At 75.9% G+C, this 24,158-nt stretch carries 23 protein-coding genes; 13 read left to right on the forward strand and 10 right to left on the reverse strand.

What is annotated here, in order from left to right; all coding sequences use genetic code 11:
• Window positions 1–73: 73 nt before the first annotated feature.
• On the reverse strand, window positions 74–406 hold the full coding sequence (locus tag LPU61_RS26800) for a YkvA family protein (RefSeq protein WP_043961594.1): 333 nt from the start codon (window positions 404–406) through the stop codon (window positions 74–76).
• A gap of 120 nt (window positions 407–526) precedes the next feature.
• Between LPU61_RS26800 and LPU61_RS26805 the strand changes: the two genes are divergently transcribed.
• Window positions 527–1,690 carry a VCBS repeat-containing protein gene (locus LPU61_RS26805; protein ID WP_229406523.1) on the forward strand — a complete coding sequence of 388 codons (1,164 nt, stop codon included), beginning with the start codon at window positions 527–529 and terminating at the stop codon, window positions 1,688–1,690.
• An 89-nt stretch (window positions 1,691–1,779) separates the two neighbouring features.
• On the opposite strand, the gene LPU61_RS26810 is transcribed toward LPU61_RS26805, so the two are convergent.
• A complete protein-coding gene (locus LPU61_RS26810) occupies window positions 1,780–2,598 on the reverse strand; it encodes a hypothetical protein (RefSeq protein ID WP_043961596.1) in 819 nt (272 codons plus the stop codon).
• A 241-nt stretch (window positions 2,599–2,839) separates the two neighbouring features.
• Window positions 2,840–3,262 carry a hypothetical protein gene (locus tag LPU61_RS26815; protein ID WP_229406524.1) on the reverse strand — a complete coding sequence of 141 codons (423 nt, stop codon included), beginning with the start codon at window positions 3,260–3,262 and terminating at the stop codon, window positions 2,840–2,842.
• 260 nt (window positions 3,263–3,522) lie between these two features.
• Between LPU61_RS26815 and LPU61_RS26820 the strand changes: the two genes are divergently transcribed.
• Window positions 3,523–4,134 carry a lipocalin family protein gene (locus tag LPU61_RS26820; protein ID WP_229406525.1) on the forward strand — a complete coding sequence of 204 codons (612 nt, stop codon included), beginning with the start codon at window positions 3,523–3,525 and terminating at the stop codon, window positions 4,132–4,134.
• A 107-nt stretch (window positions 4,135–4,241) separates the two neighbouring features.
• Here LPU61_RS26820 and LPU61_RS26825 read toward each other — a convergent pair whose 3' ends face one another.
• The 6 genes from LPU61_RS26825 to eccB form a co-directional block, all read right to left on the reverse strand.
• Entirely contained in the window at window positions 4,242–6,536 is a 2,295-nt protein-coding gene (locus tag LPU61_RS26825) for an ABC transporter permease (RefSeq protein ID WP_229406526.1), read from the reverse strand.
• A complete protein-coding gene (locus tag LPU61_RS26830) occupies window positions 6,533–7,270 on the reverse strand; it encodes an ABC transporter ATP-binding protein (protein ID WP_374199721.1) in 738 nt (245 codons plus the stop codon). Before LPU61_RS26830 ends, LPU61_RS26825 begins: the two co-directional genes overlap by 4 nt.
• A 29-nt stretch (window positions 7,271–7,299) precedes the next feature.
• On the reverse strand, window positions 7,300–7,824 hold the full coding sequence (locus LPU61_RS26835; protein WP_043961599.1) for a PadR family transcriptional regulator: 525 nt from the start codon (window positions 7,822–7,824) through the stop codon (window positions 7,300–7,302).
• 104 nt (window positions 7,825–7,928) lie between these two features.
• Entirely contained in the window at window positions 7,929–9,140 is a 1,212-nt protein-coding gene (locus LPU61_RS31670; RefSeq protein WP_305072013.1) for a WXG100 family type VII secretion target, read from the reverse strand.
• Entirely contained in the window at window positions 9,133–9,501 is a 369-nt protein-coding gene (locus LPU61_RS26845) for a hypothetical protein (RefSeq protein ID WP_043961601.1), read from the reverse strand. Before LPU61_RS26845 ends, LPU61_RS31670 begins: the two co-directional genes overlap by 8 nt.
• A gap of 139 nt (window positions 9,502–9,640) precedes the next feature.
• Complete coding sequence (gene eccB, locus LPU61_RS26850) at window positions 9,641–11,053, reverse strand: type VII secretion protein EccB (RefSeq protein WP_229406528.1); 1,413 nt, start codon at window positions 11,051–11,053, stop codon at window positions 9,641–9,643.
• Window positions 11,054–11,303: 250 nt separating this feature from the next.
• Here eccB and LPU61_RS26855 point away from each other — a divergent pair, with 250 nt between their 5' ends.
• Window positions 11,304–12,497, forward strand: a complete 1,194-nt coding sequence (locus tag LPU61_RS26855) for a type VII secretion protein EccE (RefSeq protein ID WP_229406529.1) — start codon at window positions 11,304–11,306, stop codon at window positions 12,495–12,497.
• 19 nt (window positions 12,498–12,516) lie between these two features.
• Here LPU61_RS26855 and eccD read toward each other — a convergent pair whose 3' ends face one another.
• Window positions 12,517–13,914, reverse strand: coding sequence for a type VII secretion integral membrane protein EccD (gene eccD, locus LPU61_RS26860; protein WP_229406530.1), 1,398 nt, complete (start codon window positions 13,912–13,914; stop codon window positions 12,517–12,519).
• Between the two features lie 201 nt (window positions 13,915–14,115).
• Between eccD and eccCa the strand changes: the two genes are divergently transcribed.
• The 10 genes from eccCa to LPU61_RS26910 all read left to right on the forward strand — a co-directional run bounded on the left by eccCa (window position 14,116) and on the right by LPU61_RS26910 (window position 24,105).
• On the forward strand, window positions 14,116–18,078 hold the full coding sequence (gene eccCa / locus LPU61_RS26865) for a type VII secretion protein EccCa (RefSeq protein WP_229406531.1): 3,963 nt from the start codon (window positions 14,116–14,118) through the stop codon (window positions 18,076–18,078).
• An 84-nt stretch (window positions 18,079–18,162) separates the two neighbouring features.
• Complete coding sequence (locus tag LPU61_RS26870) at window positions 18,163–18,582, forward strand: YbaB/EbfC family nucleoid-associated protein (RefSeq protein WP_229406532.1); 420 nt, start codon at window positions 18,163–18,165, stop codon at window positions 18,580–18,582.
• An 18-nt stretch (window positions 18,583–18,600) separates the two neighbouring features.
• Window positions 18,601–18,894 (forward strand): hypothetical protein, encoded by a 294-nt coding sequence (locus tag LPU61_RS26875; RefSeq protein WP_043961607.1) that lies wholly within the window; start codon window positions 18,601–18,603, stop codon window positions 18,892–18,894.
• Window positions 18,895–18,925: 31 nt separating this feature from the next.
• Window positions 18,926–19,651 carry a hypothetical protein gene (locus LPU61_RS26880; protein WP_043961608.1) on the forward strand — a complete coding sequence of 242 codons (726 nt, stop codon included), beginning with the start codon at window positions 18,926–18,928 and terminating at the stop codon, window positions 19,649–19,651.
• Window positions 19,648–19,920, forward strand: coding sequence for a hypothetical protein (locus LPU61_RS26885; RefSeq protein ID WP_229406533.1), 273 nt, complete (start codon window positions 19,648–19,650; stop codon window positions 19,918–19,920). Before LPU61_RS26880 ends, LPU61_RS26885 begins: the two co-directional genes overlap by 4 nt.
• 200 nt (window positions 19,921–20,120) lie before the next feature.
• Entirely contained in the window at window positions 20,121–20,429 is a 309-nt protein-coding gene (locus LPU61_RS26890; protein ID WP_043961610.1) for a WXG100 family type VII secretion target, read from the forward strand.
• A 28-nt stretch (window positions 20,430–20,457) separates the two neighbouring features.
• Complete coding sequence (locus LPU61_RS26895) at window positions 20,458–20,739, forward strand: WXG100 family type VII secretion target (RefSeq protein WP_043961611.1); 282 nt, start codon at window positions 20,458–20,460, stop codon at window positions 20,737–20,739.
• An 81-nt stretch (window positions 20,740–20,820) separates the two neighbouring features.
• Window positions 20,821–22,197: a type VII secretion-associated serine protease mycosin gene (gene mycP, locus LPU61_RS26900; RefSeq protein WP_229406534.1), complete on the forward strand. Its 1,377-nt coding sequence runs from the start codon at window positions 20,821–20,823 to the stop codon at window positions 22,195–22,197.
• A gap of 37 nt (window positions 22,198–22,234) precedes the next feature.
• Window positions 22,235–22,774 carry a hypothetical protein gene (locus LPU61_RS26905; protein WP_043961612.1) on the forward strand — a complete coding sequence of 180 codons (540 nt, stop codon included), beginning with the start codon at window positions 22,235–22,237 and terminating at the stop codon, window positions 22,772–22,774.
• Window positions 22,775–22,791: 17 nt separating this feature from the next.
• Window positions 22,792–24,105, forward strand: coding sequence for a WXG100 family type VII secretion target (locus tag LPU61_RS26910; RefSeq protein WP_229406535.1), 1,314 nt, complete (start codon window positions 22,792–22,794; stop codon window positions 24,103–24,105).
• Window positions 24,106–24,158 lie beyond the last annotated feature (53 nt).

Raw genomic sequence — 24,158 nt, forward strand, 5'->3', positions numbered from 1 at the left:
TCCCGCCCCTGTCCGATCCCGCCGCACCGTGCCGCCCCCGACGCGGGAGCCCGGCCCCGATCATGGCACGGGCTCAGCCGACCGGGCGGCGCGTCCTGTCCTCCTGCGGCCCGGGCTGGCCGGGAAGCTGCCGCTGGGCGGCGCGGTGCTGCCGGACCAGCCGGCCCAGGTAGAGCAGGGCGGCGGCGAGCACCCCGATGTCGTCGAGGTAGATCGGGTCGGGGAGCACGTCGATCGGGAAGATCGTGTAGGCCAGCGCACCCCAGAAGGCGACCTTGCCGCCGACGCCCAGCGTGCCGAGCAGCTTGCGGGTGCGGACCACCCGTACGGCCAGCACGACGGCGCCGACGAGCGTCGCCGCCACGACGAGGCCGGCGACGACCAGCAGCCAGGTGCGCTCCGTCATGAGCCCACGCTAGCCGACCGGGGGCGAAGAAGGGCGACAGAGTTTGCGCCGTCGGCGCTCAGGGAAGAGGGAGCGCCGACAGTGGTCGATGGGTGACCGTACGGTGACGGGGGATTCGCAATGGACAGACGTGCCTGTGTCGGGTTGGCGGCGACGCTCGCCGCGGTGGCCGGGGCGGCGGTGCCGGCAGCCGCCGGGGCCGCGAGCAGCGGGACGTTCGCGCCCCCGCAGTATCTCGCCAGCGGGTCGACGGCCACCAACGCCGTCGCCGTCGCCGACGTCACGGGGGACGGGCGACCCGACATCGTCGTCGGCGTCGACGCCGTGGACGGCACGCAGACGAGCTCGGTGCTGCTCTTCGCCCAGCGCGCCGACCACAGCTACGGCGCTCCGACGAGGATCGTCGCGCACGGCGGCTACAACAGCGACGTACGCCTCGCGGTCGCCGACATCGACGGCGACGGGCGCACGGACGTGGCGCTGTCGTCGTCCGCCGGGGTCGACCTGCTGTTCCAACGGGGCGGGCGGCTCGCCGCACCCGTGCTCGTCGCGGGGAGCGCCGGAGACGTCGCGATCGCGGACATGACCGGGGACGGCCGGCCGGACCTGGTGGTCAGCGCGCGGCCGGGCGAGGTGCGGATCCACGCGCAGACCGCGACGGGTGCCTTCCCGGTCCACTCGACGGTGACCGGGCCGTACCTCGCCGGCGCCCCGGGCGAGCAGGTGTTCGCCGCCGACCTCAACGGGGACGCCCGGCTCGACGTCGCCCAGTTCTACCGGCACGGCACGTGGGTGCGGCTGCGCCGCGCGGACGGCTCCTTCGGGCCGGCGACGACGTACCGGACGCCGGAGGACAGCAACGGCTACCGCCGGGTCAGCAACGGCGCGGCGGTCGGCGACGTGACCGGCGACGGCCGGGCCGACCTGGTGACGAGCGTCAGCGGCAACACCCCCGACTCCGCCGTCCAGGTGTTCACCCAGGGCACCGGTGGGCTCGCCACGACGCCGGTGCGGTATCCGGCCTACGACATCGCCTCCGGTCTCGCCGTCGGCGACCTCACCGGCGACGGTCGCAACGACCTGGCGGTCACCCACGACAGTTGGCTGGCGGTGAGCGTCCACCTGCAGCAGCCGACCGGGACGCTCGGCGGGTACACGACGAACCGGGTCGACGGCGTCGGGCCCCAGCGGGACGGCGTGGCCATCGGTGACGTGACCGGGGACGGCAAGCCGGACGTCGTCGCCGTCGCCTACGACAAGGTGGCCATCCTGCGGCAGCTCTGAGCCCCGTGTCGGCCGCCCCGACCCGCTCGGCGGCGGCCGGCACGGTGTCCGGGGCGCGGCGGCCACCCTCACCCGTCAGGCGTGGCCGCTCAGGCCGGGACGGCGGCCCGGCCCCTCGCCACGGCCGGCTTCTGCCGGGCGACCACCGGCATCTCCCGGGTCTGCTCGGCGGCCGGCGACGGCTCGTCGCCCACCCCGGGCAGCAGCGACTCCTGCTCCTGTGGGGCGGGCACGGTCGCGGCGAAGGCCTCGTCCCGCAGGCTGCGCGCGGCGACGGCGGCCTGCTCGGCGGCCCGCCAGGCGGCCTGCTCCCGCTCCTGGGCGGCCTCCTGCCGGGCGCGCAGGTGGTCGCGTACGGCGCGGCGCAGCACCAGCTCCTGGTCGACCGGGTGCAGCCGGGGGTCCCACCCGTTGCGGTGCGCGAACACGTCGCTGAGCTGCTCCTCCGACAGCTCCCGACGCCAGTACGCGTCCAGTGCGGCCCGGTGCAGGTAACGCTCGCGGTCGGCGTACTCGGCGGGGGTGCGCTCGGTGTGCGGGCGGGGCAGGGCCGTGGCGGCCGCCAGCCGGCGGACATCTGCCTCCGCCGCCTCGTACGCCTGCCACGCGGCCTCGACCTCATCCTGTGCGGACAGCCACTCGGCCCGCATCCGGCTGGCGGTCGCCGCGGCCCGTTCCGCCGCGGTCGCCACCTCGTCGGCGTACCGGCGCTGGGCGCGTTCCTCGGCGGCCTCCTCCAGGAGGCTGGGCATGGCGGCCTCGCGGATCCGCCCGCCGATCACGGAGCGGAACAGGTCGGGCCGGGCGACCAGGCCGGCCACGGCGACGACGGCGAGGACGAGCAGGGCCAGCCAGATCGCGGCGGCCCGGGGCACGTCGAGCAGGACGGAGGAGAGCGCGGTCTGCATGAGGGGCACCTCGGAGGGGACGAAGTGGACTGACGGTCGGGGCCCGCGGTGCGGGCGGGGCCGCGCGTCGACCGGTGCCGGACGGGGCCCTGCCGGAGTCGTCACCGGTGCGGGTGACGGCGGGCGGGGTCGTCGGCGGCGCGGAGCGCGGCGGGCGGCGGGCTCGCGGCGGGCCAATATGGTGCCGGCACGGCGGTACGACGCCGGGGCGGACCGGATCGGCGGCTGGTGGCGGCCCGGGTCAGTGCCGGGGCGGCCCGCGCCGGACGACGGCGCCGGCGGCCGGGTCGACGGCGGGCCGGTCGACCGGGACGGCCGCCACGGGCCCGCCCACCGGGGCCGGGACCGGCCGCCGCGCGTCGCCGACGACCGGGCGGGCCTGCGGGGCGGCCGGATCGGTGCGCGGCTCGGCCGTCGCGCCGGGGCCCAGCGAGTCGACCCGGCTGGCCACCACGACGGGGTGGGTCGGGCCGGTGGCCGTGGCCGCCATGGCGGGGGTGCCGGCCGTGAGGGCGGCGACGCCGCCGAGGCCGACGGCGAGGACCAGGGTGGTCAGCGCGAGGCGACCCAACTCCCCGATGCGGCGCAGCCTCGACCGCCACGAAAGGCGCGACCCGCGCAGCGTCGCCGGCAGGGACGGCCGGGCGAACGCTACGGATTGCACGACACCAACCTATCGCCGATGCGGCCCGCCCGCAGCCTCGGCGGCCGGCCCGGCTGGTGACCCGGGCCACGACCCGTCGCAGTGGACAGAGGATCCCCGTCGGGATACGACCGCCGCGCCGCCGCCGGATGCATCGACGGCGATGAGAATGCCGACAGTTTTCCGGCGGTGTCCCCGGGCATCCTGTCGGGTAGCGCGGCCCCGCCGTCGCCCGTGGGGTGCCGCACCCCACGGTGGAGCGCAAGACCGGAGGAGACCCCATGGGAGTACGTCGACAGGTGGCGCACGCCGTCGCCGCCACCGCCCTGCTCGTGGCCGCGACGGTGGCGGCCACCGGCGCGCCCGCCAGCGCCGCGCCGTCGGTGGCCGCCGCAGCGGTGACCCCGGTGGCGGCGGTCGACCTCCAGCGCTACGCCGGGGACTGGTACCAGGTCGCCGCGATCCCGGCGATCTTCGAGATCCAGTGCTTCAAGAACGTGAAGGCCCGGTACGACGTCCAGCCCGACGGCACCGTCGGGGTGCGCAACACCTGCCGGACGATCCTCGGCACCACCAGCGCGGTCACCGGCCGGGCCCGCAGCGAGAACCCGCCGGCCAACTCGGTGCTGACCGTCTCGTTCCTGGAGGTCGGCGGGCGCTGGCTCTACTTTGGCGGGCCGAACTACCTGGTCATGGGCCTCGACGCGGACTACCGCTGGGCCGTCGTCGGCGACCCGGACCGCCGCACCGGCTTCGTGCTGTCGCGCGGGCCGGCGCTGGGCGGCGCCGAGCTGGCCGAGGCGAAGGCGGTGCTGACCGCCAACGGCTACGACCTCTGCGACTTCCGCACCACCCGGCAGGACGGCGGGGCCGACGCCGGCAGCTTCTGCTGACCGCCCGGCCGGCCCGTCGACGCCCGGCCCGCCGGCCGGGGCGCGACGGGCCGGCCGCTTACCCGCGCAGGCCCTCGTCGGTCGGGTCGACCGGCTCCGGGCCGGTGTCACTCGGCCCGCAGGCCCTCCGGCCGGGTCAGCCGCCAGAGGGCGGGCAGGCTCGCGCCGGTGACCAGCAGCACCACGCCGCCGCCGAGGGCGGCGCCGAGGCCGACCACCGGCCAGCTCATCGAGACCGGCGCGCCGACCATGCGCAGCAGCACCGCCCCGAGGCCCAGGCCGAAGGCCACGGCGAGGCCGAGCCCGACGAGCACCGGCACGGCCGCCTGCCACAGCACCGACAGGCCCAGCGTGCGGCGCGGGGTGCCGACGGCGGCCAGCATCGCCAGCAGGCGGCGGCGCTCCCGCAACTGCTCCAGCACGCCGACGAGCATGCTCGCCCCGAGCAGCAGCAGGGTCACCACGACGCCGACGAAGAGGCCCCGCTTGACGTTGACGAACTGCGTGGCCTGGCGTTCCTCGTCCAGCGCCATGACCTGGGCGCGCACGTCCACCTCGGCGGCGGCGTTGCGGACCCGCTCCAGCGCGTCGGGGTCGGCCGGGTCGAGGCTGAGCAGCGCCTGCGCTCGCAGTCCCGTCCAGGCGGCGTCGGCCGCGCCGGGGGTGACCAGCAGGCTGGTGTGGGACCAACCGACGGGGTCCGGGACCGACGGCACGGCGCGCAGCCGCCGCGGCAGCGTCCAGGCCGTCTCGTTCCCGCTCAGGGTCACCCGGTTGCCGGGGTCGAAGCCGGTGAGCTGCTGCTCGCCGGCCGGCGGTTGAGCGAGGAAGACGTCCCCGTCGGCGCAGGGGCCGAGCCGCGCGTACTCGGCCAGCGTGGCGCAGTCGCCGATGCGTAGCGTGGCCGCCTGGCTCACGTCGGAGCCGATCGCGACGGTGGTCGACGTGCCCGCGCTGCGGGCCACGCCGGGGGCGGCGGCCAGCCGAGCCAGCGCCGCGTCGGGGTCGGGCACGTCGTCGAAGGTGACGAACGCCTGGGCCCGGGAGGTGTCCTGGCCGGTGCGGGTGGTGAACTGCGCCTCCACCCCGGCGACGAGCATCTGCAGGCCGATGCTGCCCGCCACCGCCACCGCCACGCCGCTGACCAGGCGCGCGGAGGTGGCGCTGTCCAGTTGCAACCGGCGCACCGCGAGCTGCCACGGGACCGGGCCGCCGCGCAGCCGGCGTACGGCGAGGTCGACCAGCCAGGGCAGCATGGTGACCGTGCCGACCAGCAGCAGCACCGCCCCGGCCGCCACCTGGTAGTCGGGGGTGTCGGAGCGGCCCTCGCCGACGCCGGTCAGCGGGTAGAGCAGGGCCAGCCCGGCGGCCGGCAGCAGCAGCCGCCACCACAGGCGGCGACGCACGGCCGGGCCCTGGCGGCTCACCCCGAGGGGCTCGACGACGACCCGGCGCAGCGCGACGAGCGCCACCAGCACGGCGAGCACCGGCACCGCCACCGCGACCGCCGCCACCAGGGTCGGGGCGGGGCGCAGGTCCGACGCGTACACGCTGATGTCGCGGAGGGTGACCAGCGGGGCGAGCTGGCGGCCGGCGGCGAAGAGGACGCCGCCGACGGCGAGGCCGAACACCGCGCCGGCCGCCGCCTCGCCCGCGGCGATCCGCCGGACCATCGCGGTGTCGGCACCGAGCAGGCGCAGGGCGGCTAGCCGGCGGTCCCGGCGGTCCCCGCCGAAGCGGACCGCCGCGCCGACGAAGACGACGATCGGCAACAGCAGCACCACGACGACGACCACGACGAGGACCATCAGCACCGGCGAGAACTCCTCGCCGGGCTTCCCGCCGCCGAACTGGTCGCGCCGCACGGCCCACTCGTCGGTCAGGTCCGCGCTGCCGAGATAGAAGGCCAGCTCACCGGGGCCGGCGAGGCCCTGCGCGCCGATCGTGCCGGCGACCCGCGCGCCGCCGAGCCGGGGCGCGAACAGCGGGCCGTCGGGCGAGTCGAGCAGGTCCCGCAGCGCCGGGGAGACGACCACCTCGCCGGCCCCGGGCAGGCGGGTCAGCCCCGGCGGCACCGGCGCGGCCGGCCCCTCGGCGCGCACGATCCGGCCGCGCACCGAGCGGTCCCGGAACTCGGTGTCGGCAAGGGCGACGAGCAGGGTGTTGGCTGCGGCGACCTTCTCGGGACGCCACCCGGTGTCGTTGCGGGCCTCATTGCGGACCGCCCGGGCGTCGAGTGCGCCCGGCACGGCGGCGGCCAGCAGCAGCATGGCCACCCCGATGCCGACGCCGAGCGCGGTCAGCGCCGCCCGCGTCCACCCGTCCCGGCCGCCGGTGACGGCCATCCGCGCGCCCAGCCACAGGTCGGCCAGCACCCGGCCCGGCCTACGCGGCCCGGTCACGCGGCCGGCTCCAGGCTGCGGGTGCGACCGTCGCGCACCACGACCTCCCGATCCGAGTACGCGGCCACCCGCGCCTCGTGGGTCACCAGCACCACGGCGGCACCGGTGTCCCGGGCCGCCCCGGTCAGCAGCCGCATGACGCGCTCGCCGTGCAGCGAGTCCAGCGCGCCGGTCGGCTCGTCGGCGAAGACGACCCGGGGGCCGGTGACCAGCGCCCGGGCCACGGCGACCCGCTGGCCCTGCCCGCCGGAGACCTCGCCGGGGCGCTTGCCGGCCACGTCGTCGACCTCCAGCCGGCCGAGCCACTCGGTGGCGCGCCGTTCCGCCTCCCGCCGCCCGACCCGTTCCAGCCGCAGCGGCAGGGCCACGTTCTCCAGGCAGGTCAGCTCGGGCACGAGCTGACCGAACTGGAACACGAAGCCGAACTGCCCCCGCCGCAGGGCGCTGCGCTCCCGGTCCGACATGGCGGTCAGGTCCGCGCCCCGGTAGGTCACCCGCCCCGAGTCGGGACGGACGATGCCGGCGAGGCAGTGCAGCAGGGTCGACTTGCCGGAGCCGGACGGGCCCAGCACCGCCAGCACCTCGCCGGCCCGGACGGTCAGCGACGCCCCGGCGAGCGCCGGGGTGGGGCCGAAGGCCCGGTGCAGCTCCTCGGCGACGAGCAGCTGCTCCGCCGGGGTCGTCCGGTCGTGGCCGTCCACCGTCGTCCCGCCGTCGGCGCGTGCGCCCGTCATCGCCGTACCGCCGTCGGCGTGGGTGCCCGTCATCGCCGCACCGCCTCGGCCAGCTCGTCCAGCCGGGCCGCCGTCAGCTCCAGCCAGCGCAGGTCGGCCTCCAGGTGGAACAGGGCGTGGTCGCAGATGAGCCGCTCGGCCAGGTCGCCGGAGTCCCGACGCCGGGTCAGCTCGCGCATCAGCCGCAGGTGCTCGGCGCGCTGCGTGTCGAGCAGGTCGGCGGCGGAGCGGCCGGTGAGCAGCGCCAGCACCACCTTGGTGTAGAGGACACTGTGCAGGTACGGCTCGGGCTTCTCCGGCTGGGACAGCCAGCGCCGCACGTCGGTCACCCCGGCCTCGGTGATCGCGTACCGCTTGCGGTCGGGGCCCTCGCCGGCCTCGACCGAGTCGACCTCGACGAGGCCGTTGCGCAGCAGCCGGGACAGGGTGGCGTAGACCTGGCCGAAGTGCAGCGGGCGGGCCTGGCCGAAGCGCTCGTCGTAGGCGCGTTTCAGGTCGTAGCCGTGGCGGGGGCTGGACTCCAGGAGCCCGAGGAAGGTCTGACCGATCGACATGGCCGCGACTATACACATCATGTATACACATGGTGGATAGGCAGGTCGGAAAAGGGGCCCTCCCCGTCGGGGAGGGCCCCGCAGCGTGCGCGGCGGAAGAAGGATCAGCCGGCGTCGAGCACCGGCGGGACCCCCGGGTCGCCGTCCCGCCAGACCATGTCGTCCTCCGTCAGCCAGGTCAGCCGCTCGTCGGACTCGTCGTCGTCGGCCCGCCCGCGCCCGCCGAGCACGCCCGCCCGGCCGCCGCCGGTGCCGTTCGCGCCCACCCGGCCCACGCCCGTGGCCGCCCGGTGCTCGGCCCCCGCCAGGCCACCCGCCGGCCGGGCCGCCACCGTCGCGCCCGTGCGGGCCGACCCGGCCAGGGAGCCGGTGCCGCCGCCGAGCACGCCGACCGGCGCCCCGGCGGGCGCGCCGAAGAGCAGCCCCGCCCCGGCCCCGGCCGACGCGGCGGCCGTCACGCCAGCCGCCGTGCCCACCGGGCCAGCCGGCACGCCGCCGCCGAGCGGCGCAGCGCCGGCCAGGGACGTGCCGGTGTCGAGGTCGGTGCCGCCGGCCCCGGCCGTGCCGCCCGGCGACGCCGAGCCGCCGTCGCCCCCGCCCGGCGGCTGCGCGTCCGGCCCGTCCGACAGGCCGCCCGGGGCGTCCACCGTCGCGTGACCCGTGGTCGGGGTGCCGAAGCCGCCGCCCGGCGCGCTCCTCGGGGCGTGGGCCCCGGGACCGGCCGTCGGCGTCGACGTGCTGGTGCTCGGGTCGTACGGCAGGTCGCCGTCCGGCGGCGGCGGGTCGACCAGCCGGCCGTACGCCGACAGGTCGTAGCCGGCCGCCAGCTCGGCGACCACCTGGACCATCCGCCGGTGCGCCTTCTCCTGCTCGGCCTTGTCCTGCTCGTGCCCGAGGAAGCCGCCGACGATCGCGCCCGGCAGGCCACCGGTGAGGCCGCCCGTGATCGCCCCGGAGACCGTCTTGTCGTGGTCGTCGGTCTCGGCCGGGCTCTCCGCCTGCTTCTGCGCGGCGCGCAGGTCGGTGGCCATCAGCGTCAGCCCCTGCCGCACGTCGGCCATCCCCTCCGAGAGGGTCGTCGAGTAGTCGACGATCAGCGACACCCGCCGCTGGAACTCCCGGCCGGCGTCGCCCGTCCAGCCGTTGGCCAGCTTCTCCAGGTCGGCGCGCAGGTCGCGGGCGAGGTCGTCGAGGGTGCCCTTCATGGAGCTCCAGCTGCTGGCGAGACCGTCGATCTGCTCGGGGTCGCCGGCCCGCACGGCGTCGTAGAGCCGCTGGTGGCTGACGTTCTCGTAGCGCGCCGTGTATTCAGACACGAGGGTCGTCCCTCCCGTTCAGCGCGTCGTCGACCCCGGTCAGCGCGGCGGCGATGTCGGCGGCGTTGGCCGCGTTGCGCGCCTCCGTGGTCCGGTAGTTGGTCAGGATCGTGCCGGTCGCGCTCTGCGCCGCCCGCACCGCGTCGCGCAGCCGCCCGACCCGCTGCGCGTAGCTCGTCTGCAGCGCCGAGTAGCGGCGGGCGTTGCTGGTCGCGTCGGCGAACGTGCCCAGATCCGGCGGCCGGCACTGCAACTCGGTGGTGAGCTTCCTGAGCACGGCCTCGGCCTCGGTGAGCCGCGCGGCCAACCGTCGCTGGAAGTCCTCCAGGGACAGTACGTCGACTGTCGTGCGCCCGGTCATGGCATTCCCCGTACGTCGTCGATAACCGTTGGCGAGGATCAGGTTAGTGGACGGCGACCAGACCGGGCGACCCGTGACGACGCCCCACGGCAGCGGCTACGTGCCCGTGCGGCAGCGCCGACGTGCCCGGCAGCAGCGGCTACGTGCCCGGGGCGAAGTAGGCGAGCGCGTCCTGACGTTCCAGGGCGGGACCCGTCGGGATGAGGGCCAGCAGCGACGCGGGCACCGCCAGCGGCTGCACCCCGCCGTAGCCGAGGGCGGTCAGCGCGTCGCCCGACCGGGTGCCCAGCGGGTGGCGTACCCCCTGGGCGGTGACCAGGTAGACCGTCGAACCCGGCGCGGCCGCGCCGCCCTCCCCGGCGCCCGGCGCGGCCTGGACCAGCACGCCCCGGCCGCCCGGCAGCAGCACCTGCTCGGCGGTGCGGACCGCGTCGCGGGCCCCCTGCCGGACCGGGGTCGCGGCCGGGCCGGTCAGCTCGGTCGGCACCCGGTCGAAGACCTCCAGGGTGGTGGTGGGCGGCGCGTCGGCCGCCGACCTGCGGTAGGTGGCGCAGAGCACCGTCCGGCCCGCCTGCACCGGGTGCAGCGTCGGCAGGGTGCGCGGCGTGCCCTCCGGCTCCACCCGCTGCCGGGTCAGCAGCCGGCCGGCCTCGTCCGGGGTGATGTCGGTGATCCGGCCGCCGTCGCGCAACAACAGCAGGGCGCTGACCTCGCCGATCGACGCCAGCCCCTCCCGGGTCAGCACGTAGTGCTGGCCGGCGGCCCGGAACACGTCGCCGACCCGGGCCGGCCCGTCGCCCACGCTCTGCCGGCCGGTCTCGCCGTCGCCGGGCAGCTGCGGCTCGCGGAGCACCGGCCCCGCCGGCACGGCGTTGAGCAGCTGCTCGCCGACCGTGAGCGTGGTGGCCCCGGCCATCCGCAGCGCGGCGGTCGCCGGGTCCCCGCCGGCGATCCGCAGTCGGGCGTCGCCGGTGAGCAGATAGCGCCGACCGTCCACGGTGGCCAGCACCGCGCGGTCGCCCAGCGGCGTGCCGCCGGCGAGCGGCCGGTCGATCACCACGTGCGTGGTCGACCGGTCGGGAGCGGCCGGGTCCGGCACGTCGCAGACCGACCAGGGCAGACCGACCAGCGCCTTGCGGTCGGGCAGCGCGTCCGGCGCGCCGACGATCCCGATGGTGCGCCCGCGCGGCCGGTCCGCGATGGACGCCCGCGACATGGTCCGCACCGTCGGGTCCGCCGCGTCGAGGACGAGCCGGGCCGAGGCGTAGTTCAGGGTCGGGTGCAGCAGGCCGTCCACGTAGACGTACGTCGCGCCGGTCTCCCGCTCGATCACCAGCGTGTTCGCCTCCAGCGGCGCGGCGTTGCCGGTGAGCTGGCCGTACGCGCCGACGCCGCCGAGCACCACCGCCGCGGCCACCACGCTGCCGACCACCGCCAGGCCGAGCCGCCGCATCGGGAGGTTCGTCGTCTCGGGGTCGCCGGAGAGCAGCGCGGAGACGATCCGGCGGGTGACGAAGCGGTACGCCTGCACCTGGTCGCGGCGGGTCCGCATGAGCTACCTCCGGCGGCGGGTCGGGCCGCGACGATCGAGCCCGACGACGGGGTGGGCCGTGGCGATCAGGTCCGAGCGCCGCCACGGGCTTCCCTACGATAAGGGGCCGCCGGCCGGTCACCGGGGCCACCGCCCGTCCGGGGGTGGGGCCACCGTCCGGCGGGACCGGGGCCGCCGTCCACGCGGGGCGGGGGTCGCCGCCCGCCGGGCCGGCCGCCAGGAGAGCCGCTGTCGAGAAGGGACGCCACCGATGACGCAGGTCCAGGCGCCACCCGGTCGTACGGCCGCCGGCCCGGCCGATCCGCCCGCCCGGCCCGCCCCGCCCGACCGCGCGGTGGTCCCCGCCGACCGGCGCAGCCGGGGCCGGCTCGGCCCGGTCGTCGTCGGCCAGCTCGTCGTGGCGGAGCTGGCCGCGCTGGCCGGCTACGCCGCGCTCGGCGGACCCCCGTGGCTGGTCGGCGTCGTCGGGGTCGTCGCGGTGGCGGCCGTCGCCGCCGCCTTCGCCCGCCGGGGCGGCCGCTGGTGGTACGAGGACCTGCTGCTGCGCCGCCGGCTGCGGCTGCGCCGGGAGGAGGCGCGGGCGGCGGCGGGCGGCGACACGGGCGAGGCCCGGCTGGCCGTCGTCGCCCCCGAGCTGACCATGATCGAGCTGACCGAGCGCGGCACCCGCCTCGGCGTCGGCCAGGACGTCCGGGGCTGGTTCGCCGCCGTGGCGCTGGACCCGCCCCCGGGCGCTCCCGCCGGCTCGGTCGACGCGACGGTGGTGGACCGGGCGCTGGCCGTGCTCACCGAGTTCACCGCGCCGGTGTCGCTGGCCCAGGTCGTCTCGCACACCCTCGTCTGGTATCCGGCGCCGGGCGCGCCCCCGGCCGCCCACCGCACCGTCTGGGTGGCCGTACGGCTGTCCGTGCGCGACGCCCGCACCGAGGCGGTGACCCGGGGCGGCGGGCCGCTCGGCGTGCACCGCACCGTCGCCGCGGCGGTCGGCCGGCTCGGCAAGGCGCTGCACGCCGCCGGCCTGGGCCACCGGGTCCTGGGCCGGGACGAGCTGCGCGCCGCGCTGGTCTCCGGGGCCGGCCTGGACCTGACGCCCGAGCCGCAGGCGGAGACCTGGACCGGGCTGCGCGGCGGCGGCTGGACCCAGCGCTGCCTGGCCCTGCGCGCCCGCGCCGGCGCCACCTGGGGGCCGCTGGTGGACGCCGTCACCGCCACCTCCGCGCCGTCGCACACGTTCGCGGCCGTGGTCCGCCCCGGCGACCGGCCCGGCCCGCCGCTGCTGCGCGTCGCCGCCCCGGCCGACCACGTCGAGGCGCTGGTCAAGGTGGTCCGGGACGTCGCCCGCCGGGCGGGCGCCCCGGCCCGGCCCCTCGACGGCGAGCACGGCCCCGCCGCCTGGGCCGCCGCCCCGACGGCCCGCCGCGTCGTCGACCACCGACCCGACTGAGCCGTCCCCGCAGGGGCGGTCAGGGGCGGAGGTTGACGATCCAGCCGTAGAGGCCGCAGACCCAGACCGCCAGGGGCACCAGGGAGATGATCAGCAGGACCTCGACGATGTCCAGCAGCCGTCCCCAGACCGGCGAGATCCGCTTGCCCGCCACGGTCAGCCCGTAGATCAGGCTGACCACGGCCGCCACCACCAGCCCGCCGAGGACCACGCCGAGCCGGACGGCCGCCCCGCCCGCGGCGAACGTGGCCGCCGCCGTGAGGCCCAGCCCGAGGCCCCCGGCCAGCAGCACCGGAACGCGCTGGGCGCGCCCGAGGAACGGCCGGGCGCGCAGCAGCGACAGCAGGGCCAGCACCAGGCAGAGCAGCACCGCCGGCAGCCGGCCGTCGAGGGCGAGCACGAACTCCCCGCCCAGCACCAGCAGGGCGACCGTCCACAGCAGACCGGTGAGGAACTCGTCGGCCCGCTCGCTGCGCCGCAGCACGCTGCGGCCGTCGACGGTCTCCGTGTCGGTCTTGAGGTCGTCCGGGCCGGTCGGGATGGACGGCACGGGCAGCCGGGCCAGCCGGTACGCCGCCATCGGCAGGGCCGGCAGGGTGGCGAACGCGACCGTGGCGACCACCGCGGCGGCGGCCGGCGCGCCCACCGAGAACGCCAGGCTCACCACCGCGCCGAAGCCGACCGCCCCGCCGACGGCGACCGCGCCGAAGAACAGCGGCAGCCGGTCGCCGACCGCCAGCGCGGCGACCGCGCCGAACACCACCACGGCGGTCGCGGCGAGCAGCACGTCCGGGGCGGCCAGCTCGCCCAGGCCCCGGTCGCCGGCCAGCACCAGCAGGCCGCCGACGGCGGCGTACCCGAGGCCGACCAGGGCCAGCACCGCGCCGGTGCGGCTGTCGCCGGCCGCCCGGGACAGCACGGCCGCGCCGACCAGCAGGGCGACCGCCATCAGCAGGGCGGCGATCGCCCCGGGCAGCTGCGGCGGGCCCGCGAACAGCGCCGCCAGCGCGCCGGCCGACAGCGCCGCCGCCGCGAACAGCACCGCGAACGACCGGGTCGTGCTCACCTGCCAGCTGCCGGGGCGCTGGTTCGTCGCGGTGGCCACCGCGTCCACCACGTCGTCGAAGACGATCTCCGGGGCCGCCGCCGCGCGGGGGTTGAAGTAGAGCACCTCGCCGTCGCGGACGCCGAGCTGCGCGGCCGTACGTCCACCGTCGAGCGGCTGCCCGCCGAGCCGGGCGAGGCTCCAGCCGCCGTGCCGCACCCCCTCGTCGGCGAGGTCCTCACCGGCGTACCGCAGCAGGGTCGGCAGCAGGTCCGCCAGCGGCACGTCGGCGGGGAGGGCGAGGTCCATCCTGGTCCGGGGCGCCACGATGGTGACCCGGCTCAGGCCGCCGGTCGCCGTCCTCGTCGCCACTGTGGCCTCCTCGCGTTCGCCTGCGCTCCACCCGCCCGGGCCGCCGCCGAAGTGGGTCCCCGACGCCCACGGGAGATTACCTACGATGGCCCCCACGTACGATGCCCACCCGACGGCCCGCGCCCGGTCGTCGCGCCGCCCCGGCCGCACGTCACGCCGCGCCGGCCGGCGTCCGGGCCGCTTCTGGGGGAGGAGAACGCCGTGAGCACCGTCGTGTTCCGTCGGCTTCCGCGTCAACCGGGGCCGGCCCTGCCGCGCGGCGAGGTGCTGCTGGAGTCCCCGCCGGAGCTGCCCGAGCCGACCCCCCGGGGCATGGGCCAGCTGCTGATGATCCTGCCGATGGTCTGCGGCGTCGGCGCGATGGCGTTCCTCTACGCCGGCCGGGGCGGCGGCATGATGACGTACGTCGCGGGTGGGCTCTTCGGGGTCTCCATGCTCGGCATGGCGATCGGCTCGCTGAGCAACGGCGGCAACGACAAGGCCGAGCTGAACGCCGAGCGCCGCGACTACATGCGCTACCTGGCCCAGATGCGCAAGCGCACCCGGCGCGCGGCCGAGCAGCAGCGGGCCGCCATGACCTGGCGGCACCCGGAGCCCGACGCGCTCTGGTCGATCGCCGCGTCCCGCCGGCTGTGGGAACGCCGGGTCACCGAGGACGACTTCGGCGAGGCGCGGATCGCCGTCGGACCGCAGCGGCTGGCGGTGGAGATCGTGCCGCCGGAGACGAAGCCGGTGGAGGACCTGGAGCCGATGAGCGCGATCGCGCTGCGCCGGTTCGTCCGCGCCCACTCCACGGTGCCGGACCTGCCCACCGCGCTGTCGGTGCGGGCGTTCTCCCGGGTGGTGCTGCGCGGCGGGCGGGAGCCGGTGCTCGACCTGGCCCGGGCCACGATCGGCCAGCTCGCCACCTTCCACGCCCCGGACGACCTGGTCGTCGTCGTGGTCGCCGCCGACGACCGGCAGCCGGCCTGGGACTGGGTGAAGTGGCTGCCGCACGCCCAGCACCCCGGCCGCACCGACGCCGCCGGGGCCCGCCGCCTCGTCTTCGCCACCCTCGCCGAGGCCGAGGAGTCCCTCGCCGACGAGCTGGCCGGCCGGGCCCGGTTCAGCCCGGACGCCAAGCCGCTGACCACCGCGCCGCACCTGGTGGTGGTCGTCGACGGCGGCGAGGTCGCCGCCACCTGCCAGCTCACCGGGCCGAGCCTGCTCGGCACCACCGTCGTCGACCTCTCCGGGGCCGTCCCCCGCGACGCCGGCCGCTGGCTGCTCTGCCTCGACGTCGGCGACGGCAGCGCCGTCGACCTGGTCCGGGGCGCGACCACCACCCGGCTGGGCCGCCCCGACCGGCTCACCGCCGCCGCGGCCGAGGGACTGGCCCGGCAACTCGCCCCCTACCGCCTCTCCCAGCAGCAGGCCGGCGCGGAGGAGCCGCTGGCCCGCAGCACCGAGCTGCCGGACCTGCTCGGCGTCGGCGACGCCGCCACCGTCGACGTGCGGCAGACGTGGCGACCGCGCAGCCACCGCGACCGGCTGCGCATCCCGCTCGGCGTCGGCCCCGACGGCAACGTCGTCGAGCTGGACTTCAAGGAGTCCGCGCACGAGGGCATGGGCCCGCACGGCCTGGTCATCGGCGCGACCGGCTCCGGCAAGAGCGAACTGCTGCGTACGGTGGTCGCCGCCCTCGCCGTCACCCACTCCTCGGAGGAGCTGAACTTCGTCCTGGTCGACTTCAAGGGCGGCGCGACGTTCGCCTCCCTGGACGCGCTGCCGCACACCAGCGCGGTGATCACCAACCTCTCCGACGAGCTGCCGCTGGTCGACCGGATGCGCGACGCCCTGGCCGGCGAGATGAACCGCCGCCAGGAGGTGCTGCGGGCCGCCGGCAACTACGTCTCCCGCTTCGAGTACGAGAAGGCACGGGCCGCCGGCGAGGCGCTGGAGCCGATGCCGAGCCTGCTCATCGTCTGCGACGAGTTCAGCGAGCTGCTCGCCGCGAAGCCCGACTTCATCGACCTGTTCGTGATGATCGGCCGGCTGGGCCGGTCGCTGGGCGTGCACCTGTTGCTCGCCTCGCAGCGGCTGGAGGAGGGCAAGCTGCGCGGCCTCGACACGCACCTGTCGTACCGGATCGGCCTGCGCACCTTCTCGGCGGTGGAGAGCCGGATCGTGCTCGGCGTGCCCGACGCGTACGAGCTGCCCAGCGCCCCCGGCCACGGCTACCTCAAGACCGACACCGCCACCATGCTGCGGTTCCGCGCCGCGTACGTGTCCGGCCCGTACCGGGCCCCGGGGGAGCAGGCGCGCTCGGCGCAGGCGCTGGTGCGCCGCCGCATCGTGCCGTACGGCACGGAGTTCCTGCCGGTGCCCGCCCCGGACCTGACGGCGGAGCCGGTGGCCGAGCCGGAGCAGCCGGCCGAGGGCAAGGCCGTGGCCATGCTCGACGTGCTGATCGGTCGGCTCGCCGGCCAGGGTCGCCCCGCCCACCAGGTGTGGCTGCCGCCGCTGTCGGAGCCGCCGAGCCTTGCGGACCTGCTCGGCCAGCTCGCCGTCGACCCGACGTACGGCCTGACCACCGCCGGCTGGGCGGGCCGGGGCCGGCTCACCGTCCCGGTCGGGGTGGTCGACCGCCCGTACGAACAGCGGCGCGACCCGATGATGGTGGAGCTGGCCGGCGCGGGCGGCAACGTGGTGATCGTCGGCGCGTCGCTGTCCGGCAAGAGCACCCTGCTGCGGTCGCTGCTCGCCTCGCTGGCGCTCACCCACACCCCGCGCGAGGCGCAGTTCTTCTGCCTCGACTTCGGCGGCGGGGCGCTGCGCAGCCTGGAGGGGCTGCCGCACACGGCGGGGGTGGCCGGCCGGCGGGACACCGAGGCGGTCCGCCGCACGGTCGCCGAGGTGGTCGGGATCATCGACGAGCGGGAGCAGCGGTTCGCCCAGCACGGCATCGACTCGGTGGCGGCGTACCGGCGTCGCCGGGCGGCCGGCGAGTTCGCCGACGACCCGTTCGGCGACGTGTTCCTCGTGGTGGACGGCTGGAACACGCTGCGCCAGGAGTACGAGGAGCTGGAGCAGACGATCACCAACCTGGCCAACCGGGGGCTGGGCTTCGGCATCCACGTGGTGATCACGGCGGTGCGCTGGGCGGAGATCCGGATCAACCTGCGTGACCTGCTCGGCACGAAGCTGGAGCTGCGGCTCGGCGACGCGGCCGAGTCGGAGATCGACCGACGGGCCGCGCAGAACGTGCCGGAGAAGACCCCCGGTCGCGGCCTGACCCGCGACAAGCTGCACTTCCTGGCGGCGGTGTCGCGGATCGACGGCCGCCGCGACGTCGACGACCTGACGGAGGCGTCGGTCGCCCTGGCCGGGCACGTGGCGCGGGCGTGGCCGGGCGCCCCCGCCCCGAAGGTACGGCTGCTGCCGCGCCGGCTGCCCCTGGCCGAGCTGGCCCGGGTGGCCGACCGGTCGGCGCCGGGCCTGCCGATCGGGGTGAACGAGTCGGCGCTCGCCCCGGTCCACCTGGACCTGGCCAGCGAGCCGCACCTCACGGTGTTCGGCGACGCCGAGTGCGGCAAGACCAACCTGCTGCGGGTGATCGCCCGGGGGATCGTCGAGCGCTACACCCCGGCCCAGGCCCGCCTGGTCATCGCCGACTACCGGCGCGGCCTGCTCGGCGCGGTCGAGGGCGAGCACCTGCTCGACTACGCCCCGTCCAACCAGGTCTTCGCCCAGGGGCTCGCGTCGATCCGCAGCGCCCTGTCCAACCGGCTGCCCGGCCCGGACGTCACCACCGCCCAGCTCCGCGACCGGAGCTGGTGGAAGGGGCCGGACCTCTACATCCTGGTGGACGACTACGACCTGGTCGCCTCCGGCGGCAGCAACCCGCTCAGCGCCCTGCACGAGCTGCTGCCGCAGGCCCGCGACATCGGCCTGCACCTGATCGTCACCCGCCGCGTCGGCGGGGTGGCGCGGGCGCTGTACGAGCCGGTGCTGCAACGCCTGCGCGAGCTGGACTCGCCCGGCCTGCTGATGTCCGGCGCCCGGGAGGAAGGGCCGGTCTTCGGCACGCTGCGCCCGAGCCCGCAGCCGCCGGGCCGGGGCACGCTGGTGCGGCGGCGCGACGGCCAGCAGCTCATCCAGACGGCCTGGTCCGATCCGGCCTAGCCGCGTTCCGTCGGGGCCGGGGACGGACGCGGGGTGACCCGGTCCGGTAGCGTCGGGCCGATCGTCGATCGTGCAGAAGGGACCGTGGTGAGCACCTCGGGGGGATACGGGGGCGGCGGCGCCGTCGAGAACATGTTGCGTCAGGCGCAGGAGCAGCAGCGCCGGTTGGCCGAGTTGCAGCGGCGGCGCGCCGAGCTGCGGGTGCCGGGGGAGAGCCCGGACGGCCTGGTCCGGGTCACGGTCGACGGCGAGATGAAGATCGGCGACATCGAGATCAACGCGCGGGCGATGCGGCTGGACAGCTTCTCCCTCGCGGAGTCGCTCCAGGCCGCGATCGACGCGGCGTACGCGGCCTACGGCGAGCACCAGCAGGAACTGCTCACCGAGATGCTCGGCGGCTCCGAGCTGGTCAGGAAGGCCCAGGACGGCACCCTGACCCCCCAGGACTGGTTCCGCCGGTTCGGGGTGGACCTGGACGACCCGTTCCGCGGCCTGCGCCGCTGAGCCCGGCAGGGGGACACGATGGCGAACAAGGTCGACGTCGACGCGATCCGCAAGGCGGGCCAGAAGCTCGACGCCCCGGACGGTCCGATCCAGTACCTGCGCAACGTGCAGTCGCTGCTGGAGAGCGTGAGGCTGCCGGAAGGGTCGCTGACCCTCTTCGGTGGCGCGACCGTCGACGCGCACAACGCCTCGGTCGACGGCCACCTGGAAAACGTGAAGACGGGCATCGAGCACCTGCACCGGGCGGCCGAGCAGCTCGAACAGACCGCCAAGAACTGGGAGAAGTCGGATCAGCCCTGGGTGGTCAAGTGACCGGCCGGGAGCGCGACGGGGGGCAGCACCGATGACGGAGATCCTGATCGCCAACGCGTCCGGCGCGGTGACCGGCACGCACACGGTCGCCGCGACGACGGCACCGGTGCGAGGGCTGCTCCCGGCGGCCCGGGCCAACTGGGTGTGGCTTGTGGGGGCGAGCCTCCTCGCGATGGGCATCGCCTACCTGGAGACGTTCGACAACGACGAGGTCAACAAGTCCATCAAGGAGTGGGGCGACGCCGCCCGGCTGCTCGGCGCGGACCAGTTCGGCGCGGCCCTCGGGCAGGTGCCGCCGTCCGACGAGGAGTGGGACTTCGACGACCGGGACGCGTTCGAGCTCTTCCTCCGGAAGCTGGGTGCGGAGATCAACTCGCTGGCCGAGGCGTTCAACGCCAACAAGGAGAGCCTCACCGCCGCCCGGGACGCCTTCAACGACGCGGTCAACGCGCTGGTCGAGGCGCTCATTCCGGTCCTGGTCGCGGTGATCGCGTCGGTCGCCCTCCAGGCGTTCCCGGCGACCGCGCCCATCGCCGAGGCGATCGGGATCACCGGGCTGACCGTGAGCGTGGCGATCCTCGCCCTGGTCTTCGGGGACATCAGCGCGTTGTTCACCAGCGTGATGGCGGGGTTCCAGCACAACAACCGGTTCGCCTTCGTGTCGGACTCCCGCCCCGGCTGGGCGGCCACCGGCACCGACCCCGACATCAAGGACATCAAGATCGACTGGGTCAAGGATTCCAAGTTCTACCAGTGAGAGGCGGCGACATGGTGGCGCTCTTCGTGTTCTCCCTGCTCACCATCCCGGTCTTCCTCGTGCTGGGGCTGGTCGCCCAGATCTGGCGGGTGACCTGGGCCAAGCGGGGCAGCGAGGTGGCGGTCCTCGCGGGCGTCGCCGCGCTGCTGCCGGTGGTGTTCGAGCGGGCCTTCGAGAAGCCGGTGCTCTGGCCCGGCGTGGTGCTGCTGGCCGTACTGCTGGTGTTTGGCGTGGTGATGCACGTGCGGTCCTACCGCAAGCCCTCCTGACCCGGATGCGGCCCGGGTCCGATCGGGACGGTCCACGCGAGGGCGCCCCTGCACCGGTGACACCGCGGCAGGGCTGCGCGGGTTGGACGGGGTCGGTTACGGTGCATCCTGAATGTCCGTCGGTGGGGTTGGTCGCCTCGCCACGGGGGAGGGGCGCGGCAGAGTTCCGCCGCCACAACGATGACGGAAGGGTGTGAAGCATGGCGTTCGAGGTCGACGCATCGACTCTGCATACCGCGGCGAATGACGTGCGGTCCACGCGCGGCGATGTCGACGGTGAGCTCAAAAAGCTGTGGAACGTGGTCGACGACCTGGCGATGGCCTGGAAGGGGCAGGCGTCCTCGGGCTTCCAGCAGCTCATGCTGCGCTGGAACGAGGACACGGCCAAGCTGCTGACCGCGATGGACAACATCGCCGACCTGCTCGACAAGTCCGGCACGACCCACCAGGTCAACGACGAGGAGCAGCAGCAGATGCTGGACAAGTTCCACGCTGCGCTGAACCCGTGACCGGCAGCCAGGCGTAGGGGAGGAAATCATGAGCATCAAGGTCGACTACGCGGTTCTCGAGAGCAGCAACCAGCAGATGACCGCCATCTCGCGGACCATCGACGAGAAGCTCGACACGCTGCGGTCCATGCTGAGCAAGCTGCACTGGGAGGGCGAGGACCGCACCGCCTACGAGCAGCACCAGGCGCAGTGGGACGCCGCCGTCCGGGACATCAACAAGATCCTGAACGACATCGGCGGCGCGGTCGGCATCGCCCGCGAGAACTACGTCACCACGGAGATGAGCAACTCCAAGGTGTGGAACAGCTGAGCTGACGCGGGAACGGCTCCGGTCCGGTCGAGCCGGACCGGAGCCGTTCTGCGTGAGGGCCGACGAGAGCCGGGGAGAACGATGCACACGGGGGGACACCGCCGACCGCTGCTGCGGTCCGCCGCCGCCACGCTGGCGCTGGTCACCCTCGCCGGTGGCGGCCTGCTCACCGCGCCCGCCCCGGCGCGCGCCGCCGACACGGTGCGCGGCCTCCAGTGGCACCTCGACTCGTTGCGCATTCCCGAGGCGCACAAGCTGTCCCGGGGCAGGGGCGTCACGGTCGCGGTGATCGACGGTGGGGTCTACGCCGCCCACCCCGACCTGCGCGGTCAGGTCCTGAAGGGCACCTCGCTGTCCAGCGCGGTACGGGCCGACGGCCACGCCGACCCGGATCGCGAGCATGGCCACGGCACCGCGATGGCCGGCATCATCGCCGGCCGGGGCGGCGGGCCCATGCGCCTGCTCGGCATCGCCCCGGAGGCGAGGATCCTGCCGGTCGCGCTGGGCCAGCCCCGCGAATACGACATCGCGGGTGGCATCCGCTGGGCGGCCGACGCCGGAGCCGACGTGATCAACCTGTCCGTCGGCACCCCCGGCGACGATCCGCAGGTCACCGAGGCCGTCCGGTACGCGCTCGGCAAGGGCGCGGTGCTGGTGGCCGCCGCCGGCAACCGCAGCACCAACCAGGCCGTGCCGACTCCGGCCAACGTGCCCGGCGTGCTCGCGGTCGGGGGCACCGCGAAGAACGGCTCGCGGTGGAGCGGGTCGGTCACCGGCCCGGAGCTGGTGCTCGCCGCGCCCGGTGAGCGGATCATCAGCTCGGTGCCGCCGCCGGTGTCGCCGAACGGGTACGGCGTGGGCGACGGGACCAGCGACGCGGCGGCGATCGTCTCCGGGGTCGCCGCGTTGGTGCGGTCCCGCTATCCCCGGCTCGACACCGCGAACGTGGTCAACCGGCTGATCCGCACCGCGCGCGACCGGGGCGCACCCGGCCGCGACCCGGAGTACGGCTTCGGCGGCGTCGACGTGCTGGCCGCGCTGACCGCCACCGTGCCCGAGGTGGACGGCAATCCGCTGCTGACCGGCGCTTCCCCGAAGCCGGGCGACCCCGACGCCGACTCCCCGGCCGACGACTCCGACGACGGTCGGCCGGCGGTCTCCGTCGGCCTGGCGGACAACGCCCCGATCCAGCTCGCGCTCTGCCTGCTGGCGGTGCTCCTGGCCGGCGCGGTGATCGTGGTGCTGGTCGTGGTCAACCGCCGGGCGGCCCGCCGCCGGGTCCCGTCCGGCCCGCCGGGCCCACAGCCGCAGAGCCCGCCGGGCGCGTATCCGCACAACCCGCCGGGCCCGCACGGGTACGCCCCGCCGCCCGGCCCGCACCCGCACGGGCCGCCGCCGGGCCCGGCCGGCGGGTACCCGCACGACCCGGCGGGGCCGCCGGGCCCGCAGCCGCGCTGACACCGACACCTGAGATACGGGGCCAGGGGAGGGCACCATGAGCGACGAACGGAACGACCCGGACCGGGTGGAGGTCGACCTGCCCGTGCCGTTGCCGATCAACCCGCTGTACCCGGGGATGGGCGACATCCGGGGGATCAGCTTCGACCGGACCGGCGTGGACCAGGCCGAGACGCCGAGCGGGTTGGTCGCCGGCAAGGGCGAGAAGGGCGTCCAGACGGAGTGGGACGCCGGCAACCTCGACTCGGCCATCACCTGGCTGGAGACGCACGCCAGCTACCTCCACCGGCTCTCCTACGACATGGCCGACATCTCCGAGAAGCTCGGCGGCGGCCAGGCCGTCGCCGGCAAGGGGCCGCTCGGCGGCTTCCCGTACGCCCTCCAGCTCGCCCAGCGGCACCAGCAGGTCTACACCGGCACGGAGGGCGGGCTGCGCACCCTCTCGGAGAACCTCTACTCGGCGGCCGAGGCGCTGCGCACGGTCAAGCGCAACTACGAGACCGCCGAGGGGGCCAACGAGATGACCGCGCAGGAGATGCAGCAGGCCTTCACCGACGCCGCCCGCGGCGGCAGCTAGATCGACGGGAGCGGAGCATGGGGGACAAGAGCTGGGAGGACATGGCCCGGGAGGTCCTCGTCGAGGGCCGCCCGGCCGACGTGCAGAGCGCCGCGCTGGGCTGGCAGGAGCTGATCAAGAACGTCGATCAGGTCCGGGAGAGCCTGGAGAAGAACGTCAAGGACCTGGGCGCGGTCTGGAAGGGCCCGGCGTACGAGTCGTTCAAGACGCACATCGAGGGGCTCGCCAAGAACGCCAAGTCGATCGTCGACGACATCGACAACCCGGGGCGGGGCAAGGTCAGCATCGTGACCACCCTGGAGACGGCCGCCCGCCAGCTGGAGGACGCCCAGAACAAGATGCCGATCCCGGCGGCCTGTGTCGGTGACGTCCTGGCCGCCCGCAACGGCGAGATCACCCTCGGGGTCGGGCTCTTCGAGACCCGGGTCAAGGCGGAGGTCATGGGCAGCTGGCCGGCCGAGCAGCTCGGCAAGGTGGGCGACTGGGTGACCGGCTGGTTCTCCGACCAGGAGGGCGACGCCCGCAAGGTCTACGACGAGGTCAACGGCAACTTCAAGGACCGCACCATGGAGGCGCCGGGCACGGTGACCTCCAACAACCTGGGGACCGGCCCGACGGAGGTGCCGAACCTCGGCGGCGGCCCGGGCGGCGGGGGTGCCGGCGGGGTCCCCTCGGTGGGCGGCATGCCCTCCACCGGCGGCGTCGGCGGCGCGTCCCCGACGGGCCTCGGCAAGCTGCCGGACGTCGGCGACGGTAAGCCCGACTTCGGGTCGACGACCCACCCGGACCTCACCCCGGTCACCGACCTCCCCGACACCGGGTCCGTGGATCCGGGCGGGCTGGACGACGGCTACGGGACCGGCCTGGCCGGTGCCGGCGCGCCGACCACCACCGGCCTCGGCCCGGGCGGGCTGGGCGGCGGCAGCGGCGCGGGCCTGTCCGGTGGCGGCGCGGGCGGCGGCATCCCCGGCGGCGGCGCGCTCGGCAAGACGGTCAGCCCCGGGCTGCCGCCGATGCTCGGCGGCGGTGCCGCCGGCGCGGGCCGGGGCGCCGGCAGGGGCGCGGGCGGCCGGCTCGGCGCGGGCAAGCCGGGCATGGGCGGCATGATGGCCCCCGGCATGGGCGGCGGTGCCGCCGGTGCCCGGGGCGCGGGCGGCCGGGCTGCCGGTGCCGGTCGGCCGGGTGGCGCGACGGCGGGCCGGGGCGGCGTGGCCGGCGCGGGCGGCGGGGCCGGCTACGCCGAGGAGGAGCAGGTGCGCAACACCTGGCTGGAGGAGGACGAGGACGTCTGGGGCGCGGGCGGCGACACCACCCCCGGCATCCTGCGCTGACTGTGAGGCTGGCCGGTCGCCGTCACCGGCCCGGGGCGGGCCCGACCGTGGTC

The sequence above is a fragment of the Micromonospora sp. NBRC 110038 genome, from assembly GCF_020884815.1.
GTDB classification, from domain to species: domain Bacteria; phylum Actinomycetota; class Actinomycetes; order Mycobacteriales; family Micromonosporaceae; genus Micromonospora; species Micromonospora haikouensis.

Bases quoted from the DNA above. Each gene is read 5' to 3' on its own strand.
- LPU61_RS26800 (WP_043961594.1), bottom strand. From the start codon at position 406: ATGACGGAGCGCACCTGGCTGCTGGTCGTCGCCGGCCTCGTCGTGGCG.
- LPU61_RS26805 (WP_229406523.1), top strand. From the start codon at position 527: ATGGACAGACGTGCCTGTGTCGGGTTGGCGGCGACGCTCGCCGCGGTG.
- LPU61_RS26810 (WP_043961596.1), bottom strand. From the start codon at position 2,598: ATGCAGACCGCGCTCTCCTCCGTCCTGCTCGACGTGCCCCGGGCCGCC.
- LPU61_RS26820 (WP_229406525.1), top strand. From the start codon at position 3,523: ATGGGAGTACGTCGACAGGTGGCGCACGCCGTCGCCGCCACCGCCCTG.
- LPU61_RS26830 (WP_374199721.1), bottom strand. From the start codon at position 7,270: ATGACGGGCGCACGCGCCGACGGCGGGACGACGGTGGACGGCCACGAC.
- LPU61_RS26835 (WP_043961599.1), bottom strand. From the start codon at position 7,824: ATGTCGATCGGTCAGACCTTCCTCGGGCTCCTGGAGTCCAGCCCCCGC.
- LPU61_RS26845 (WP_043961601.1), bottom strand. From the start codon at position 9,501: ATGACCGGGCGCACGACAGTCGACGTACTGTCCCTGGAGGACTTCCAG.
- eccB (WP_229406528.1), bottom strand. From the start codon at position 11,053: ATGCGGACCCGCCGCGACCAGGTGCAGGCGTACCGCTTCGTCACCCGC.
- LPU61_RS26855 (WP_229406529.1), top strand. From the start codon at position 11,304: ATGACGCAGGTCCAGGCGCCACCCGGTCGTACGGCCGCCGGCCCGGCC.
- LPU61_RS26875 (WP_043961607.1), top strand. From the start codon at position 18,601: ATGGCGAACAAGGTCGACGTCGACGCGATCCGCAAGGCGGGCCAGAAG.
- LPU61_RS26880 (WP_043961608.1), top strand. From the start codon at position 18,926: ATGACGGAGATCCTGATCGCCAACGCGTCCGGCGCGGTGACCGGCACG.
- LPU61_RS26890 (WP_043961610.1), top strand. From the start codon at position 20,121: ATGGCGTTCGAGGTCGACGCATCGACTCTGCATACCGCGGCGAATGAC.
- LPU61_RS26895 (WP_043961611.1), top strand. From the start codon at position 20,458: ATGAGCATCAAGGTCGACTACGCGGTTCTCGAGAGCAGCAACCAGCAG.
- mycP (WP_229406534.1), top strand. From the start codon at position 20,821: ATGCACACGGGGGGACACCGCCGACCGCTGCTGCGGTCCGCCGCCGCC.
- LPU61_RS26905 (WP_043961612.1), top strand. From the start codon at position 22,235: ATGAGCGACGAACGGAACGACCCGGACCGGGTGGAGGTCGACCTGCCC.
- LPU61_RS26910 (WP_229406535.1), top strand. From the start codon at position 22,792: ATGGGGGACAAGAGCTGGGAGGACATGGCCCGGGAGGTCCTCGTCGAG.